This is a genomic window from Streptomyces sp. NPDC096136, from assembly GCF_044763325.1.
In the GTDB taxonomy this organism is placed as follows: Bacteria; Actinomycetota; Actinomycetes; order Streptomycetales; family Streptomycetaceae; genus Streptomyces.
In genome coordinates, this window is the sequence record NZ_JBIWFZ010000017.1 from 75,410 (window position 1) to 92,472 (window position 17,063).

The 17,063-nt window shown below is 75.8% G+C and carries 16 protein-coding genes; 9 read left to right on the top strand and 7 right to left on the bottom strand.

The features are described 5' to 3' along the window. Positions 1–39: 39 nt before the first annotated feature. The 3 genes from ACIRBY_RS28595 to ACIRBY_RS28605 form a co-directional block, all read right to left on the bottom strand. A complete protein-coding gene (locus tag ACIRBY_RS28595; RefSeq protein ID WP_403905721.1) occupies positions 40–420 on the bottom strand; it encodes a hypothetical protein in 381 nt (126 codons plus the stop codon). An 89-nt stretch (positions 421–509) separates the two neighbouring features. Next, on the bottom strand, positions 510–1,184 hold the full coding sequence (locus ACIRBY_RS28600) for a hypothetical protein (protein WP_403905723.1): 675 nt from the start codon (positions 1,182–1,184) through the stop codon (positions 510–512). A gap of 81 nt (positions 1,185–1,265) precedes the next feature. Continuing rightward, positions 1,266–2,678: a glycosyltransferase 87 family protein gene (locus ACIRBY_RS28605; RefSeq protein ID WP_403905725.1), complete on the bottom strand. Its 1,413-nt coding sequence runs from the start codon at positions 2,676–2,678 to the stop codon at positions 1,266–1,268. A gap of 115 nt (positions 2,679–2,793) precedes the next feature. Here ACIRBY_RS28605 and ACIRBY_RS28610 point away from each other — a divergent pair, with 115 nt between their 5' ends. Then, the gene (locus ACIRBY_RS28610) at positions 2,794–3,936 is read left to right on the top strand and encodes a molybdopterin-dependent oxidoreductase (protein WP_403905728.1); all 1,143 of its coding nucleotides are present in this window, start codon (positions 2,794–2,796) and stop codon (positions 3,934–3,936) included. 11 nt (positions 3,937–3,947) lie between these two features. After that, entirely contained in the window at positions 3,948–4,355 is a 408-nt protein-coding gene (locus ACIRBY_RS28615) for a hypothetical protein (RefSeq protein WP_403905730.1), read from the top strand. Between the two features lie 211 nt (positions 4,356–4,566). Here the strand turns inward: ACIRBY_RS28615 and ACIRBY_RS28620 are convergent, their stop codons facing one another. Genes ACIRBY_RS28620 through ACIRBY_RS28630 form a run of 3 tightly spaced genes read right to left on the bottom strand, consistent with a single transcriptional unit; the run spans position 4,567 to position 6,556 of the window. Then, positions 4,567–5,226: a methyltransferase domain-containing protein gene (locus ACIRBY_RS28620; protein WP_403905921.1), complete on the bottom strand. Its 660-nt coding sequence runs from the start codon at positions 5,224–5,226 to the stop codon at positions 4,567–4,569. Further along, entirely contained in the window at positions 5,223–5,843 is a 621-nt protein-coding gene (locus ACIRBY_RS28625) for a DUF2064 domain-containing protein (protein WP_403905732.1), read from the bottom strand. Before ACIRBY_RS28625 ends, ACIRBY_RS28620 begins: the two co-directional genes overlap by 4 nt. Next, the gene (locus ACIRBY_RS28630) at positions 5,840–6,556 is read right to left on the bottom strand and encodes a glycosyltransferase family 2 protein (RefSeq protein WP_403905735.1); all 717 of its coding nucleotides are present in this window, start codon (positions 6,554–6,556) and stop codon (positions 5,840–5,842) included. The genes ACIRBY_RS28625 and ACIRBY_RS28630 overlap by 4 nt, the downstream gene beginning before the upstream one ends. Before the next feature lie 124 nt (positions 6,557–6,680). Between ACIRBY_RS28630 and ACIRBY_RS28635 the strand changes: the two genes are divergently transcribed. Beyond that, positions 6,681–7,484, top strand: coding sequence for a response regulator transcription factor (locus ACIRBY_RS28635; RefSeq protein WP_403905737.1), 804 nt, complete (start codon positions 6,681–6,683; stop codon positions 7,482–7,484). Continuing rightward, a complete protein-coding gene (locus tag ACIRBY_RS28640; RefSeq protein ID WP_403905740.1) occupies positions 7,477–8,586 on the top strand; it encodes a sensor histidine kinase in 1,110 nt (369 codons plus the stop codon). Before ACIRBY_RS28635 ends, ACIRBY_RS28640 begins: the two co-directional genes overlap by 8 nt. 313 nt (positions 8,587–8,899) lie before the next feature. Here ACIRBY_RS28640 and ACIRBY_RS28645 read toward each other — a convergent pair whose 3' ends face one another. Beyond that, a complete protein-coding gene (locus ACIRBY_RS28645; RefSeq protein ID WP_403905742.1) occupies positions 8,900–9,964 on the bottom strand; it encodes an NAD-dependent epimerase/dehydratase family protein in 1,065 nt (354 codons plus the stop codon). Between the two features lie 339 nt (positions 9,965–10,303). Here ACIRBY_RS28645 and ACIRBY_RS28650 point away from each other — a divergent pair, with 339 nt between their 5' ends. From ACIRBY_RS28650 to ACIRBY_RS28670, 5 genes are all read left to right on the top strand, one after another. Beyond that, positions 10,304–11,581: a molybdopterin-dependent oxidoreductase gene (locus tag ACIRBY_RS28650; protein ID WP_403905923.1), complete on the top strand. Its 1,278-nt coding sequence runs from the start codon at positions 10,304–10,306 to the stop codon at positions 11,579–11,581. After that, complete coding sequence (locus tag ACIRBY_RS28655; protein ID WP_403905744.1) at positions 11,578–12,120, top strand: hypothetical protein; 543 nt, start codon at positions 11,578–11,580, stop codon at positions 12,118–12,120. The genes ACIRBY_RS28650 and ACIRBY_RS28655 overlap by 4 nt, the downstream gene beginning before the upstream one ends. An 87-nt stretch (positions 12,121–12,207) precedes the next feature. Next, a complete protein-coding gene (locus tag ACIRBY_RS28660) occupies positions 12,208–12,765 on the top strand; it encodes a DM13 domain-containing protein (protein WP_403905747.1) in 558 nt (185 codons plus the stop codon). A 121-nt stretch (positions 12,766–12,886) separates the two neighbouring features. Then, on the top strand, positions 12,887–14,935 hold the full coding sequence (locus ACIRBY_RS28665; RefSeq protein WP_403905750.1) for a WD40 repeat domain-containing serine/threonine protein kinase: 2,049 nt from the start codon (positions 12,887–12,889) through the stop codon (positions 14,933–14,935). A gap of 43 nt (positions 14,936–14,978) precedes the next feature. Further along, positions 14,979–17,054, top strand: coding sequence for a protein kinase (locus ACIRBY_RS28670; protein WP_403905753.1), 2,076 nt, complete (start codon positions 14,979–14,981; stop codon positions 17,052–17,054). Positions 17,055–17,063 lie beyond the last annotated feature (9 nt).

The window sequence follows — 17,063 nt, forward strand, 5'->3', positions numbered from 1 at the left end:
CGGGACCCGGCACCACCGCGACACCCGGCGGGGGGAGGGTCAGTTCCAGTTGAACGTGCGGGCCACGAACGCGAAGGTCAGCCGCGGGCCCTGGGGCTCGTGCGCGGCCTGCGGCGGCACGCTGCCGGCGGCAGCCGGCGGGACCGGCGCAGCCGGCTCCTCGACGGCGAACAGCGACTCCGCCCCCGCCGACTCGAAGAAGGTCACCTGCTTCAGCGCCTCCGCCACCGGCGCCTGCTCCCCACCCTGGTGCCGGTCGCACGGACCCCCACCTGAGGCGATCACGCACGGCCTTCCCTTGGCGTTGCGCACCCGGCAGCGGACCTCGGGGTCGTGGACGTGGCACAGCCCCGACGGCCGGGCCTCGACATGGCACCGGGTGCCCTTCTTCGTCGCCGCGCGGCACTGACCACTGCTCATGATCTTGGAGGCTACCCTGCCCGCGCCGGCTCCGCAGCCCCCGGGCGCGCGTCGGTCGCGGGCCGGGGATCCTGCGCCAGCCGGCATGTTCAGCACGTGTGGAACGTGCAGAGGCGCACGTCGACGACCCCGGGCAGCCGTCGGACCTGCTCCCTGAGCGCCTCCTGGCTCTGTCCTGCCGTGAAGTGCTCGGGCATCTTCACGACGAGTACGAGCCGGCCGGGCTCCGTCTCGACCATCTCGGCCCCGAGGGCCCCGAAGTCCCGCAGCCGCTCCTTGCGCCGGCCGAGTTCCCGGTCGTGGAACCGGTCCGTGGAGTCGAGCGCCGCGTGGAGCGAGGGCGGCGGTTCGTTCTCCGAGTTCGGACGGTGGGGCTGAGGGGTCAGGAGGGCTGCGGCCACGACGGCCGTGAAGGGCGCGATCACCGAGAACCAGGGGCCGGGCCGGTTGCCGGGGTTCGCGAAGGCGGCGACGAGCAGCAGGAGGGCCGCCGGAACGAACAGGAACATGCCCAGGGCGGCGGCGGCCAGCCCGAAGGTGAGCAGGCCCAGTCCGATGACGAGGCAGGCCCGGGCGAACGTCCGGGGGCCGTCCTGCAGCAGCATCGGCAGGGTGGTCGCGATCGCGGTGACCGCGAAGACCGCGAACAGCCTGTCCGGCTGGGCCTCGTGGACGATCAGGGAGGCGACCGCGCCCCACGCCGCCAATGCCCCGGCCGCCGCCCAACCTCGTTGCCGGACGGACACCTTTCGGTGTTCACTCATGCCGCCCCCTCCTTGAACGCGTTCAGTTGAACGTGTTCAAGGTACTGCATCGATGCGGGTGCCGGGCGAACTCCCTCACGATCAGGGCGACTCGGCCGCTTCGGCGGCCGGCCGGGGTGCGGATCGGTGGCGGACCAGGCTCGTCGTGAGGACCAGGGCCGCGGCCGAGCCGTAGGCGAGGTCGGCCAGCGTGGTGCGGTAGCCGAAGGACGGGCCGAGGACGTAGACGGCGGCGCCCGCCAGGGGGACGCCCAGCCATTCCCAGCGTCCGTCCAGGGCGACGAGCGCGATCAGGAGCAGGGCGTACCAGGAGTAGCCGGGGGTGAGGAGGAGGAAGGACCAGCCGGTGACCAGCAGGGCGCCGCTCCACGGGCGCCGCGGATCGCCCCGCCGCATCACGTACACGGAGACGGCCGCCACGACGGCGACCAGCACGGGCAGAGCCCAGCTGTCGGGCAGGACCAGGCGCAGGAGCGAGTACCGGGACCCGGCCGAGGGGTCGTCGTAGCCCTCCTCCGCCACGTAGCCGCCGAGGTAGCCGAAGACCGAGCCGTGCGAGAGGAGGACGTAGGGGAGGTAGGCGAGTACCGCGAAGGCCGCTGCGGGCAGCAGGACGGCGGCCGCGTCGCGGACGCGGCGGACGCCGGACAGGGCGCCGGGCAGGACGACGGCCGGCATCAGCTTCGTGGCGACGGCGGCTCCGATCAGTACGCCGCCCGCCGCCCGCCGGGTCAGGGCCCGGGAGGCGACGAGGCCCAGTCCGGCGACCGTGAGGAGGGTGCCCAGGACGTCGACGTGGGCGTTGTTGACCGCTTCCAGGGGGACGGCCGGGCACCAGGCCCAGTACGCGGCCCAGCGCGGGTTCCCGCCGCGGCGCCGGAGGATGAGGAGGAGCACGCCCGTCACGCCGAGCGAGGTCAGGGCGCCGCCGATCTGGACCGCCTTGTGCCGGGCGCCGGCGGGGGAGAGCCGGTCGACGGCCAGGAAGTACGCCTCGGCGACGGGAGGGTAGATGGTGTGGACGGCGGGCCTGTTGATGCGGGTGCACCGCGGTGTGCCGCCGGTGTGGGGGATCGGGGCGAGGTCGGGGCCCTCGCACTCGGTTCCGGAGGGGAAGAGCCAGGGGTCGCGCAGCCGGGCGAGGGCCGGGTCCTGCGGGGTGTGGTCGTACGGGGAGACGCCGGCGGACTGGACGCGGCCGTCCCAGACGTAGCGGTAGGAGTCGCTGCTGGTCCGGGGCGGACCCAGCAGCCCCGTCGCCGCGATCGCGACGGCACCGGCCGCGATCAGCGGAACGAGGCGGCGGGCCGGTGCCCTGCGCAGCACCGCCAGGGCGGCGGCGAAGAGCGCCCAGCAGGCCGCGTACCACCAGAACAGGGCGACGGGGTCGCGCAGGGAGCCGCCGTACCGGACGGTGAGGGCGAGTACCGCGGTGAGGGCGGCGAGGGCGAGGCCGGTGGCGGCCGAAGCGGTGCGAGGGGTGAGCGGCTTCACCTGCGAAAGCGTTCCAGACGACGGCCCTCCCACGGCCGCCGGCAGCGCGGGCGTCCGCGTTCCGTAAGGAGTTCGGGCACCCCGGGCGGGCCTCGTCCGGGTTGTGATGGAGGGTATGCGTCTCACCCTGCCTCCGGGGCCGCCCTTCACCTTCAAGGCGCGCCTCCACGATGCCCGTACGGCGACCGCGATCGGTCGCTTCCTCGGCCTGGCCATGGCCCTCTGCTTCGCCACCGGTGTCCTGAGCCACTTCCTCCAGCACCCGCCCGGATGGCTCGCCGACCGGTTGCCGAGCCGCCCCTCCTGGGGCTACCGGCTCACCCAGGGCCTGCACGTGGCGTCCGGGACCGCGGCGATCCCGCTGCTGCTGGCGAAGTTGTGGGCGGTCTACCCGCGGTTGTTCGCCTGGCCGCCGGTGCGCTCCGTGCTGCACGCCCTGGAGCGGATCTCCGTGGCCGTGCTCGTCGCGGCCGCACTGTTCGAGCTGTCCACGGGACTGCTGAACACCTTCCAGTGGTACCCGTGGCCCTTCGACTTCGTCGCCGTGCACTACGCCGTCGCCTGGCTCCTGCTCGGCTCCCTGCTCCTGCACCTGGCCGTTCAATGGCCGGCGATCCGCGCCCACTTGACCCGCCGCTCTCCCGGCACCCTGTCCCTGCCGGAGGCCGACGGGCCGGACCGGCGCCGGTTCCTCCTCGGCGTGACGGCCGCGGTCGGATCCGTGACGCTGACCACGGCCGGCCAGTCCGTCACCGCGCTCGGTCCGCTGGAGCTGTTCGGCCCGCGCAGCCCCGCCCACGGGCTCCAGGGGCTGCCGGTGAACCGGACGGCCGCCGCCGCGGGCGTCACCCGGGTCGCGCCGGCCGACTGGCGGCTGACCGTGGACGGGCCGCGCCCCTTCACCCTGACGCTGGCGGAGCTGCGCGCGATGCCCCAGTACGAGGCGACCCTGCCGATCGCCTGCGTCGAGGGCTGGAGCAAGTCCGCGCACTGGGCCGGGGTACGGGTGCGCGACCTCCTCGAACGCGCGGGGGGCGGCCCGGGCTCGCGGGCCCGGGTGGTCTCCCTGGAGGCGGCGGGTGCCTACCGGGTGATGGAGATGGGCCGGCTCTACGCGCAGGACCCGCTCACCCTGCTGGCGCTGCGGCTGAACGGCCGGGTGCTCTCCCTGGACCACGGCTATCCGGCACGGATCATCGCGCCGAACCGGCCCGGCGTGCTCCAGACCAAGTGGGTCGGCCGGCTGGAGGTCGTGTAGTGGGAGGCCGTGTGACGGGATGGCGGGGGGTGACGGGCGGGCTCGGGCTGGCGCTCGCCGGCTGGGGCGGGTGGCTGCTGCTCCGGCAGCCCGAGCCGTGGCGGATCGCCGTCTGGCTCGGGGGAGCGGTCGTGGTGCACGACGGGTTCGTCGCGCCGCTCGTGATCGCGATCGGCGCGCTCGCCGCCGCCGCGGGCCCGCCCCTGCGCGGGGCCGCGCGCGCTGCCCTGATCGTCGCGGGTTCGTTGACGGTGATCGCCCTCCCCCCGCTCCTGCGTCCCGGCGGCGTGGCCAACCCCACGGTCCTGCCGCTGGACTACCTGCGCAACTGGCTGCTGGCCATGGCGGCCGTCGCCCTGTTCACGGCCGTCCACGCGGCCGCGCGTGCCCTGCGGCGCCGAGCCGGCCGCCGGGCCTGACACAGGGCCCCGTGCCGGAGCCGTCGGGTTTGACGCGGCCCGGTGCCGGAGCCGTCGGGTTTGACGCGGCCCGGTGCCGGAGCCGCCTGGTCTGACGCGGCCGCGTGCAGGAGCCGTCTGGCCCGACGCAATGTTCCGTGTAGAAGCCGCCGGGGCCGGAATCCGCATCCCGTGCGGATTCCGGCCCCGGCGGTCGTCCGGCGCGCACCGGTCAGCGGGTGAGGTGCACGAACCGCCTCCCCGCGACCTGCCAGGTGTCGTACGGGGTCCAGCCCGCGTTCCTCGCAGCGGCGCACAGGGCGCGGGCGCCGAGCCTGGCCCACCAGAAGGAAGCGCCGCGGCCGCCGCAGCCGTCCTCGACGTGGACCTCGACGCGCTCGTCGACATCGGCGGTCGCCACCTCGACCAGCAGGGAGCCGCGGGGCACGGTCAGCTCGCCCGCCCGGCGCAGCAGCCTGCCCGGATCGCCGCCGATGCCGATGTTGCCGTCCATGAGCAGGACCGTGCCCCAGCCCCCTTCGCCGGGGAGCGGGTCGAAGACCGACCGGCACAGGGCGCTGCCCCCGGCCCGGACCGTACGGGCCACCGCCTCGGGGGTGACGTCCACACCGAGGGCGACGTGCCCGAGCCCGGCGAGGGCGGCCACCAGGCGGCCCGGTCCGCAGCCGACGTCGAGGACGGGACCGGTGCACCGGGCCAGCACCGTGTCGTCGGCCGTGTCGGGCCCGGCGCACCAGCGTTCGACTTCGAGCGGGAGCAGCCAGCCGTCGTGACGCCGCAGGTAGAGCGGTCCCCGGCCGGCGCGCAGCGCGTCGGCGTACGGGTCGGCCTGCCAGGCCCGCGCGGCCGGCCCGGTGAGCTGGGCCGTCATCGCGCGACCGCGCACAGGTCGGAGTGCAGTGCGGCGAAGCGGGTCCACGGTGCGGTGGCGGCGACCCGCCGCGCATCGGCGGGTGTGTCCACGTCGCAGAGCCCGGGCAGGTCCCGTACGGCCAGACCCGCACCGGTCAGCCGCCGGCGCTGCACCTCCCCGGTGTGCGCCGCGGACATGGGGACGCCGAGCAGGAGGGCCGGGTCGGGGTCGGCGAGGCCGAGGGCCCAGAACCCGCCGTCGTCGGCGGGCCCGTACCAGGCGTCCGCCTCCTGGAAGTCGAGGCCGGGCGCAAGGAGGGCGGGGGTGACCTGCGGGGTGTCCATGCCGATCAGCAGCGCCGGACCGTCGGCCAGGGCGAAGGCCGCGGCCAGCCGGACGTCCAGGCCGCCGGCGCACTGCGGGGCGACCTCGACGCCGGCCGGGACCCAGGGGCCCGGCTGCCCGTCCAGGACCAGGACCCGGCGGCGGGCCGGGGTGGCGAGGACCGCGTCGAGCGTGTCCGCGAGTGCGGCCGCGGCCAGGTCGGCCGCCTGCTGCGGGGTGAACCGCGTGGTCAGACGGGTCTTCACCCGCCCGGCGACGGGGGACTTGGCGATGACGAGGAGGGTGCTCATGCGGAGATCCCCCTCGCCGGTGCGGGCCGGGCGGCCGGCGGCTCGGCCAGGACCCGGCGCATGTCGCGGACGGCGTGCCAGGTGCCCCGCCAGGTCCCGGTGACCTTGGACTTCCCCGACCTGGGCAGGTACGGGACGTCCGTCTCGGCGACCCTCCACCCCGCGTCGGCCGCCCGTACGACCATCTGGAGCGGGTATCCGCTGCGCCGGTCGGTCAGCTCCAGGCCGAGCAGCGCCTCGCGGCGCGCGACCCGCATCGGCCCGAGGTCGTGCAGCCGCAGCCCGGTGCGGCGGCGCAGCATCCGCGCCAGGGCGATGTTCCCGGCCCGGGCATGGGCGGGCCACGCTCCGCGTCCCCGGGGGCGGCGGCGGCCCAGCAGCAGGTCCGCCTCGCCCGCGGCGACCCGCTCGGCCATGGGGGCGAGCTGGCCGGGGTCCATGGAGGCGTCGCAGTCGCAGAAGCAGACCAGCTCGGCGCGGGCGGCGAGCAGCCCCGCGTGGCAGGCGGCCCCGAAGCCGCGCCGGGTCTCGTGCACGACGGTGGCGCCGAGGCCGCGGGCGATGTCGGCCGAGCCGTCGGTGGAGCCGTTGTCGACGACGATGGCCCGCCATCCGGCCGGCACCCGTGCCAGCACCCAGGGCAGGGCCTCCGCCTCGTCGAGGCAGGGCAGTACGAGGTCCGCGCGGAGCGGACCGCAGGCAGAAGGAGTCACCCTCCCCACCGTAGGAACCGGACGGCCGCCACGGGCGGTCCGAGACCTTACGAAACGCGGACACCGCGCCGTACGGCGGCAGCCCCGGGGCCGCTCCCGGACGGTTGGGTGTCACCCTGGAGGCATGGCACCCAGCACCGAGGCCGTCCCCGGCCGTCCCTCCGCAGACATCACCGGCCGCGTCCTGGTGGTGGACGACGACCCGACCGTCTCGGAAGTCGTGACCGGCTACCTGGAGCGGGCCGGGTTCACCGTGGACCGCGCCGAGGACGGTCCCGCCGCCCTCGACGCAGCGGCCCGGCACCGGCCGGACCTCGTCGTCCTGGACCTCATGCTGCCCGGCATGGACGGCCTGGAGGTCTGCCGCCGGCTGCGGGCGAGGCCGGACGGGAGGCTTCCCGTACCCGTGGTGATGCTCACCGCGCGCGGCGACGAGGACGACCGGATCCTGGGGCTGGAGGTGGGCGCGGACGACTACGTGACGAAGCCCTTCAGCCCGCGCGAACTGGTCCTGCGCGTGCGTTCGGTCCTGCGCAGGGCGTCCGCGGCCGCCCCCGCCGAGGAGCCGCTGCTCGCGGCCGCCGGCCTGGCGGTGGACCCCGCCGCCCGCCGGGTGACCAAGGAGGGGGTCGAACTCCCCCTCACCCTCAGGGAGTTCGACCTCCTCGCCTACTTCCTGCGCCACCCGGGCCAGGTCTGCGACCGGGAGCGTCTGATGCGCGAGGTCTGGGGATGGGACTTCGGCGACCTCTCCACCGTCACCGTGCACGTCCGCCGGCTGCGGGCCAAGATCGAGGACGATCCGGCCGACCCGCAGCTGATCCGGACGGTCTGGGGCGCCGGGTACCGCTTCGAGGCGGGTCCGTACCCGTCCGTCCGGCCGCTGCCCGCCGCGGCCGGGAGCCGGGAGGAGGGCAGCCGTGCGTGACCTGCTGCTGATCGCCCTGTACGCCTTCCTCGGCGCGGCCGCCACCGGGCTGCTCGGCGCGGTCGCGCTGCGGGTACTGCGCCGGCGGAGCATCGCCGTGTCCCTCACGGTCGTCGCCGCCGTCGCCGTGTCCGCGATGCTCGCCGGGACCCTCTCCGTGGCCCGGGCGATGTTCCTGTCCTCCCACGACCTCGGCGTGGTGACCACGGTCGTGGCGATGGCCGCCGCCGTGTCGCTCGCCACCGCCCTGCTCCTGGGCCGGCAGGTCGTGCGGAGCTGCCGGGAACTCGTCGGCGCGGCCCGTGACTTCGGGCAGGACGGCACCTTCGCCGCGCCCGCCGCACCGGCCCCCGCCGAACTCGCGGCGCTCAGCCGCGAACTGGCCGCCACCGGCAAACGCCTCGCCGCCTCGCGCGCACGCGAGCGCGCACTGGAGAGCTCGCGCCGCGAGCTCGTCGCCTGGATCTCGCACGACCTGCGGACCCCGCTGGCCGGCCTGCGCGCGATGTCGGAGGCCCTGGAGGACGGCATGGTGGCCGATCCGGCCCGCTACCACCAGCAGATGCGCGCCGAGGTGGAACGCCTCAACTCCATGGTCACCGACCTGTTCGAGCTCTCCCGCATCCACGCCGGCGCGCTCTGCCTGAGCCCGACCCGGATGTCCCTCTACGACCTGGTGGGCGACGCGCTCGCGGGCGCCGACGCCCTGGCCCGCGCGCAGGGGGTGCGGCTGGTGGGCGGGGGAGTGGAACCGCTCCCGGTCGAGGTCGACGGCAAGGAGATGACGCGGGTGCTGTCCAACCTGCTGGTCAACGCCATCCGCCACACCCCGGCCGACGGCACCGTCGCGGTCGCCGCCGAACGCCGCGCGGACGCGGTGGTCCTGTCCGTCACCGACGCCTGCGGAGGGATCCCCGAGGAGGACCTGCCCCGCGTCTTCGACACCGGCTGGCGCGGGTCACCGGCGCGCACCCCGCCCTCGGGCGCGGGCCTGGGCCTGGCCATCGTCCGCGGCATCGTCGAGGCCCACTCCGGCCGGGCCGACGTCCACAACGTGCCCGGCGGCTGCCGCTTCGAACTGACCCTGCCGGCCCCCGCGTAGACGACCCGGCCCCGCCGCCCCGGCCCCTGCGTAGACGACCCGGCCCCGCCGCCCCGGCCCCTGCGTAGACGACCCGGCCCCGCCGCCCCGGCCCCTGCGTAGACGGCCCGGGGCCCCGCCGACCCGGCCCCTGCGTAGACGGCCCGGGGCCCCGCCGCCCCGGCCCCTGCGTAGACGGCCCGGGGCCCCGCCGACCCGGCGCCGCCGTTGCGGCCCCGGCCGACCCGGCTCCGCCCCGGCCGACCCGGCTCCGCCCCGGCCGACCCGGCTCCGCCGCGCCAGGTCGGCCGCTGGCGATGAAGCGGGGACGGCGTCAGCGGACGGCGCCCGCCGACGGACGCTGGCCGGCCCGGGCGAACGCGGCCATCCCTTCGGCGAAGCCCACCTCCGGACGCCACCCCAGCTCCTCGCGCAGCCGGGCGGAGTCGGCGGTGATGTGCCGGACGTCGCCGAGGCGGAACTCACCCGTGACCACCGGCGCCGGCCCGCCGTGCGCCGCGGCGAGCGCCGACGCCATCTCGCCGACCGTGTGCGGTTCCCCGCTTCCGGTGTTGTACGCCGCCAGCCGCCCGCCCGGCATCGCGCCGACCGCCTCCAACGCCACCACGTTCGCCGAGGCCACGTCCGCGACGTGGACGAAGTCCCGCCGCTGCGCCCCGTCCTCGAAGACCCGGGGGGCCTCGCCCCTGGCCAGCGCGGAGCGGAAGAACGAGGCCACGCCGGCGTACGGGGTGTCGCGCGGCATCCCCGGGCCGTACACGTTGTGGTAGCGCAGCGACACCGCACGGCCCTGCGTGCACCGCGCCCAGGACGCCGCCAGGTGCTCCTGGGCCAGCTTCGTCGTCGCGTACACGTTCCGCGGGTCCGCCGGCGCGTCCTCGCCGACCAGGCCCGGCTCCAGGTCCGCTCCGCAGTCGGGGCAGCGTGGCTCGAACCGGCCCGCTTCGAGGTCCGCGGCCCGCCGCGGCCCGGGGCGTACCGTTCCGTGGCGCCCGCAGGTGTACCGGCCCTCCCCGTAGACCACCATCGAGCCGGCGAGCACGAGTCGCCCCACACCGGCTGCGGCCATCTCCGCCAGCAGCACCGCCGTCCCGAGGTCGTTGCAGCCCACGTAGTCGGGGGCGTCCGCGAAGTCCTTCCCCAGCCCGACCATCGCCGCCTGGTGGCACACGGCGTCCACTCCGCGCAGCGCCGCCCGCACCGCGTCGGCGTCCCGTACGTCGGCGCGCACGAACCCCGCGTCGGGCAGGGGCGGGCTGCCGGGGTGGGCGGAGGGCAGCAGGGCGTCGAGGACCACGGGGTCGTGCCCGCGGGCCGAGAGGGCGGTGACGATGTGGGAGCCGATGAACCCGGCCCCTCCGGTGACGAGTACGCGCATGCCCCGGACGGTACGCAGCGCGGCGCCTCCCGGAGGCATCCCACGCGTGCACGTAAGACTTCCGTCATACGGGAGCCGACGGTACGGCCCCGCCCGCGCCGCGCTCGCCCCGCGGCGGGCGAGGAAGGCGCCGTGTCGTCGACGCGGCAGGTCCTCTCCGAGCGGGGATGTCTGGTACATCCTGGTATGCGGAATTCCAGGAGGTGTCGTGTGAATGCGGACGGCGGCAAGCCGGGCAGCGGGCCCCCACCCCCGGAGGCCGGTCCACCGGCCGCACCCGGAGCCGCCCCGCGCCCGGAACCGGGTACGGGCCCTCCCGGGCCGACACCGCCCGCCCGCATCCGCGCCGCCCTGGCACCCGCACGGCGGTTTGGGCCGCCGCCGGGACCGTCCCGTCCCCGGTTCTGGCGCAGCCCCCTGCGGGGGCCGTGGCTGACGGCGGTCCTCGGGCTGGTCCTGCTGGCCGGCATCACCGTCCTGTTCGTGACGGGCCTGCTGTCGTACGCCGCGTACAACCCGGATCTGGCGGCGGTGAACGACCAGACCCCGGACAAGGGGCTGCTCGGCTTCTACCTGTTCCCCTGGCCCACCTCCCCGTACTGGCTCTACCGGATCACCCAGGGAGTGCACGTCACGCTCGGCGTCGTGCTGGTGCCGGTGCTGCTGGCGAAGCTGTGGTCCGTGATCCCGAAGCTGTTCGAGTGGCCGCCGGTGCGCTCGCCCGCCCACGGCATCGAGCGGCTGTCCCTGCTCCTGCTGGTGGGAGGAGCGGGCTTCGAGTTCGTCACCGGCATCCTCAACATCCAACTCCACTACATCTTCCCGGGCTCCTTCTACACCCTGCACTTCTACGGGGCCTGGGTGTTCATCTCCGCCTTCGTGGTCCACGTGGTCTTCCGGCTGCCCCGGGCGCTGCACGCCGTACGCCGGCTGAGGCGGAATCCGCCGGCCGGTGCGCCGGAGGCCGCCGGACTGGTCTCCCCGCGCCCGGCGCCGCCGACGATCTCCCGCCGGGGTGCGCTCGGCATGGTGGGGCTGGGTTCGTTCGCGCTGCTCGTGGTGACCGTCGGGCAGAGCGTGGGCGGCCGGTTCCGGCAGACGGCCCTGCTCGCCCCGCACGGGCAGGACCCCGGCTCCGGGCCGAACGGCTTCCAGATCAACAAGACCGCCGCCTCGGTCGGCATCCGGCCCGGCGACATCGGCCCCGCCTGGCGGCTGACCGTACGCGGCGGCGGCCGGCAGGTCGACCTGACCTACGGCCAACTCCTCGCCCTGCCCCAGAGCGAGTCCTCCCTGCCCATCGCCTGCGTGGAGGGCTGGTCGACCCCGGACCAGCAGTGGAGCGGGGTCCGCCTCAGCGAGCTGGCCGCCCTCGTCGGGCTCGGCACGGACACCCCGCGGGTGCTGGTCGAGTCGGTGCAGCGCGGCGGGTCGTTCGCCTCCGTGGTCCTGCGCGGCAACCAGACCCGCGACGCCCGCTCACTCCTCGCCGTACGCGTCAACGGAGCCGCTCTCTCTCCCGATCACGGATACCCGGCCCGCGTGATCGTCCCCGGCGCCCCCGGTGTCCAGAACACCAAGTGGGTCACCCGCCTCACCTTCGGGGAGCCGGCATGAGGCTCCCGCACCCGGACGCGGGCGCCTTCCGACGCCGCTACGGCGCCTCCCCGCTCCATCTGCTCCTCGTCCTCGCCTCCTTCGCCCTCGCCCTCTACGCGGGCGTGCGACTCCTCACGGGGGACGCCGTCGGCGTGGCCCTGTGGTTCGTCGGCGCCGCGCTCCTGCACGACCTGGTGCTGCTGCCCCTGTACTCGGTGACGGACCGGGCGGTGCAGGCGCTCTTCGGGCCCGCCGCCGACGCGGGCGGACCCGGGGTGCGGGTGAGCGTCAACCACGTCCGCGTACCGGGGTTCATCGCCGGCGTCCTGCTCCTGGTCTGGTGGCCGCTGGTCCTGCGCCGGGTGGACCACTTCACCGTCACCACCGCTCTTCCCGCGGACGTGTTCCTGCCGCGATGGCTGCTGATCACCGCCGCCCTCTTCGCCGCCTCGGCCGCCGTCCTCCTCGTCCGCACGGGGTGGGGGACGAGGGGGAGCAGGCGGGCCGCACGCGCCCGGGCACGGGCGCGCAGGGCCACGGAGCGACGGCGCACGTAAGACTTTCGTCACCAGGTCGGAGCTGGTGCCGACGGTCGCCGGCCGCGTTGAATACGGGCGACGGACCGGCGAGGGAGGACAACCGCAGTGACCGAGACGAAGCGAGGCGGCCGGCGGTGGGCCGGGCTGCTCGTGGCGGCCGGGCTCGTACTGGGCCTGGGCGTGTACTGGTTCCGGCCCTGGAAGCTCTGGCAGGACGCGACCGTCCACGACGCCCTCCCGACGGCGGCGCCCACCGCCGCCGCACCCGGGCACAAGGCCCCCGCCGAGCCCCCGGGGACTCCGGCCGGCCCGCAGACCCTGGCCCGGGGCACCCTGATCAGCCACGAGCACACCACCACCGGCACGGTGAAGCTGATCCGGCTCCCCGACGGCTCCCGCACCCTGCGCCTGGAGGGCCTCGACACGAGCAACGGCCCGGACCTGCGCGTCTGGCTCGCCGACGCCCCGGTGAAGCAGGGGGTGGCCGGCTGGTCCGTCTTCGACGACGGCAGACACGTCAGCCTGGGCAGGCTCAAGGGCAACAAGGGCGACCAGAACTACGAGATCCCCGCCGACGTGAACCTGTCCGACTACCGCAGCGTGACCATCTGGTGCGACCGCTTCGACGTCTCCTTCGGCGCGGCCGCCCTCACCACCGCCTGAGCGCACGGAAGGCACCGGCGGCGGCACCCGCGGGCACCGGCGGCCGAAACGGGACCCTGCCGGCCGCCCCCGCAGCCGGGCCCCCGACTCCCGTGCGGCGGATCATGGTTGAATGCCGGGCGTGACAGAGTCCACCGGCCCCGCCGGAAAAGGGAGTTCACCGGTCAGGCCGCTGCGCCCCGGCGATCCGCAGAGCGTCGGCCCCTACCGGCTGGAGGGACGGCTCGGCGAGGGCGGCATGGGCCAGGTATTCCTCGGCACCTCGCCGGGCGGCCGCCGGGTCGCGGTGAAGCTCATCCGGCCCGAGCTGGCCGGCGCCCCCCGGTTCCGGGAGCGGTTCGCGCGGGAGGTGGAGGCCGCACGGCAGGTCGGCGGGTTCCACACCGCACAGGTCGTGGACGCCGACCCGACGGCCCAACCACCCTGGCTGGCCACCGCGTTCATACCGGGCCCGACGCTCCGGCACCTGGTGGACGCCGACGGCCCCCGTGACCCGGCGGCCGTGCTCCGGCTCGGCGCGGGCATCGCCGAAGGGCTGGCCGCGATCCACCGGTGCGGCCTGGTGCACCGGGACCTCAAGCCCGGCAACGTGATCGTGGCCGAGGACGGGCCGCGCATCATCGACTTCGGGATCGCGCACGAGGCGGGCGCGGACGCGCTCACCCGGACCGGATCGGTCATCGGGACGTACGCCTACATGTCACCGGAGCAGGTGAGGGGCGAGACCCTCTCGCCCGCCGGCGACGTGTTCGCCTTCGGCTCGGTCCTCGCCTTCGCGGCGACCGGCCGCAGCCCCTTCGAGGCGACCACCGTGCCGGCCATCGTGCACCGGGTCGTCACCGAACCGCCCCGGCTCGACGGACTGGCCTCCCCCTTGCGCGAGCTGGTCGAAGCCTGCCTCGCCAAGGACCCCGCCCGGCGCCCCCGCACCGACGAGGTGCTGGCCCGCCTCTCCGTCACCGGGCCGGGCCCGGCGCCCGGTGCGCCCGGCGGTGCCTCGGGGCCCGCGCCCGCCGTCGCGCTCCACGCCCTGGCGACGCAGCCGGCCACGCCACCACCGGGCCCGCCCGGCCCGCCCACCGCACCCCGGCCCGCCAAGGGCGTGTCCCGCCGTGGGCTGCTCCTCGGCGGGACGGGCGCCCTGGCGGCCGCCGTCGCCGTACCCGCCTACCTGTTCCGGGACTCCTGGTCGGGACCGGCCGCGGAGCAGGACCGGACCCGGCCCGTGGCCCGGCTCGAAGGGCACCCCCAGTCGCTGGAGTGCCTCGCCTTCAGCCCGGACGGCCGGACCCTGGCCGCCGCCGGCTCCGCCGGTGAGCTGTGGCTGTGGGACACCGTCACCCGCCGCGCGACCACCAAGTTCGCGGGAGAGCCCCCGCACGTCATCGGCCTGGCCTTCACCCCCGACGGGCGGACGCTGGTGGGCAGCTGCCGGGACGGAACGCTGCGGCGCTGGGACGCGCGGACCCGGACACCGATGCCCGCGGTCTCGGGGTTCGAGGCGTTCTCGGTCCCGACCCCGTACTCCCTCGCGGTCAGTCCCGACGGGGCGGTGCTCGCCGCCGCCGGCGGGGGCACGCTCCAGCTCTTCGACCTGGCGGGCGGACGCCGCACGAAGAAGCTCGACGCGGGCGAGCCCTCCGGCGTGCTGTTCAGCCCGGACGGCAAGGCGGTGGCCACCGCCTCCCGCCAACGCGTCCTGCTCTGGGACGTCGACGGCGCCGACCAGCCCCGGACCTTCACGGACGACTCCGTCGAGTTCCGCTTCAACCGGGTGCTGATCAGCCCGGACGGAAAGACCATCGGCGGCGCGGGACCCGGCGTCCACCTGTGGGACCGGGCGAGCGGGCGGCCCACCGCCACCCTCACCTCGCCGCACCGGCGCATCGAGGAGGCCGCCTACCGGCCCGGCCACCCGGTGATCGCGGGCGGCGGCTTCGGCCTCGGCCCCGGCGACGACGTCAAGGACCAGGCCCGGGCCGCCACCGGCGGCACGATCAGCCTGTGGGACCTCAAGACCGGGCGGGTCGCCCTGACCCTCACCGCCGACCTCCGGCAGGCGACCGCCGCCCCCCTGCTCACCGCCCTGGCGTTCAGCCCGGACGGCAGGACGCTCGCGGCGGCCTTCAGCCCCACCGACAACACCATCCAGCTCTGGCAGCTCGCCTGACCGGCACCGGCTGCCCCTCCCCACCTCCCGACGGACGGTACGCATGGACGCGTTGATGCCCCACGACCCGCGATGGGTCGGCCCCTACCGGCTGGAGGGACGGCTGGGCGAGGGCGGCATGGGCCAGGTCTTCCTCGGCACCTCACCGGGCGGCCGCCGGGTCGCGGTGAAGCTGATCCGCGCGGAACTGGCCGGCACCCCGCAGTTCCGGGAGCGGTTCGCGCGGGAGGTGGAGGCCGCACGGCAGGTCGGCGGGTTCCACACCGCGCAGGTCGTCGACGCCGACCCGACGGCCGAATCCCCCTGGCTGGTCACCGCGTTCATACCGGGCCCCACCCTCCACCGCGCGGTGGCCGAACACGGACCCCTCGGTCCCGCGGCGGCGCTGCGGCTCGGCGCCGGGCTCGCCGAGGGACTCGCGGCGATCCACCGGTGCGGCCTGGTCCACCGGGACCTCAAACCGGGCAACGTGATCGTGGCCGAGGACGGGCCGCGCATCATCGACTTCGGCATCGCCCGGGCCGTGGACGCGAGTTCCCTGACCGCGACCGGATCCGTCATCGGCACCTACGCCTACATGTCGCCGGAGCAGATCCGCGCCGACCGGGCCGGCCCCGCCAGCGACGTCTTCGCCCTGGGCTGCGTACTCGCCTTCGCCGCGACGGGCCGCGGCCCCTTCGACGCACCCTCCCTGCCGGCCGTGGTCCAGCGGATCCTGGACGAACCGCCCGCCCTCGACGGCACCGGCGGCGAACTCCGGGCCGTCCTCACCGACTGCCTCGCCAAGGACCCGGCCGACCGGCCCGCCGTCGAGGGCCTGCCCGCCCGGTTCACGGCCGCCGTCGCGGGTGCGGCGCGGGTCCGTCCGCCGGCCCACGAACCGACCGTGGCGCCGGCCCCACCCGGACGGACCACCCCGCATCCGCCCACGGAACGGGCCCGGGCCCTCAGCCCCGGACAGGCCGTGACCCCCGCACCGGCCACGGTCCCGGGCGCGGGCCAGGACCCGCACTCCCCGGCCGCGGCAGCGACTCGGACCCAGGCGCCACCGCCGGCCCCCGCGGCGCCGGAACCCGCCGCGGCCTTGAGCGGCCCCGGCAGCCCCCCGCCCGGGCGGGAGACCACCCCCGCGACCGGTCCGGCCCGCCGCGGGCCCTCGCGGCGTGCACTGCTCATCGGCGGCGCCTCCGCCGCCGCGGTCGCCGCGGTCGGCGTCCCCGCCTACCTGCTGCTGCGCGACGGCGACGCCCTCGACGGCCCGAGCAGCACCTACGAGCTCGCCTTCAGCCCCGACGGGACGACACTGGCCGCTGCCGGAGGCAACGGCGAGATCTGGCGCTGGTCACTGCCCGGCAGGAAAGCGGTCGTCACCCGGATCGGCATCGCCCCGTACATGCAGCCGCACGTCTTCAGCCGCGACCTCGGGACGCTCTACCGGGCCGAGGAGCACAAGATCCTCAAGTGGGACGTCGCCACGGGCCGCGCCGTCGGGACGTTCACCGGAGAGACCACGGGCCGGGCCCAGGACGGATTCGTACAGGGCCTGGGGCTCAGCCCCGACGGGAAGACGCTGGCCGCGAGCAGCGGCCGGGGCCTCTACCTGTGGGACACCGGCTCCGCATCCCGCCGCGCCCTGTACGAGGACGTGAAGTTCGGCCCGGCCGCCTACAGCGCGGACGGGGCGATGCTGGCCGCCGGATCTCCGCTCCAGCTGCGCAAGGGCACGGCCGACGGCGTCCTGGCCACCCTCGACGCCAGGATGGCGACCGGCGCGGTCTTCAGCCCCGACGGCCAGCTCCTGGCCTTCGGCGACCAGGGTGACGGCGTGCGCCTGTGGAACACCGCCACCCGCCAGGACGTCGCCACCCTCGAAGGCCACGCCTCCCCGGTCCAGGCGGTCGCCTTCCACCCGGACGGGACCACCCTGGCCACCGGTGACCGGGACGGCACCGTACGGGTCTGGTCCACCACCTCCGGCACCACCACCGCCACCCACGAGCCCGGCGCCTCCGTAGAGGCGCTGGCGTTCAGCCCGGACGGGAAGTCCCTGGCCGCCGGGTGCAGCGGCGGCACGAGCGCCAGGAGCAACGACACCGTCTGGCTGTGGCAGACCGGGTGATGCCGGGCC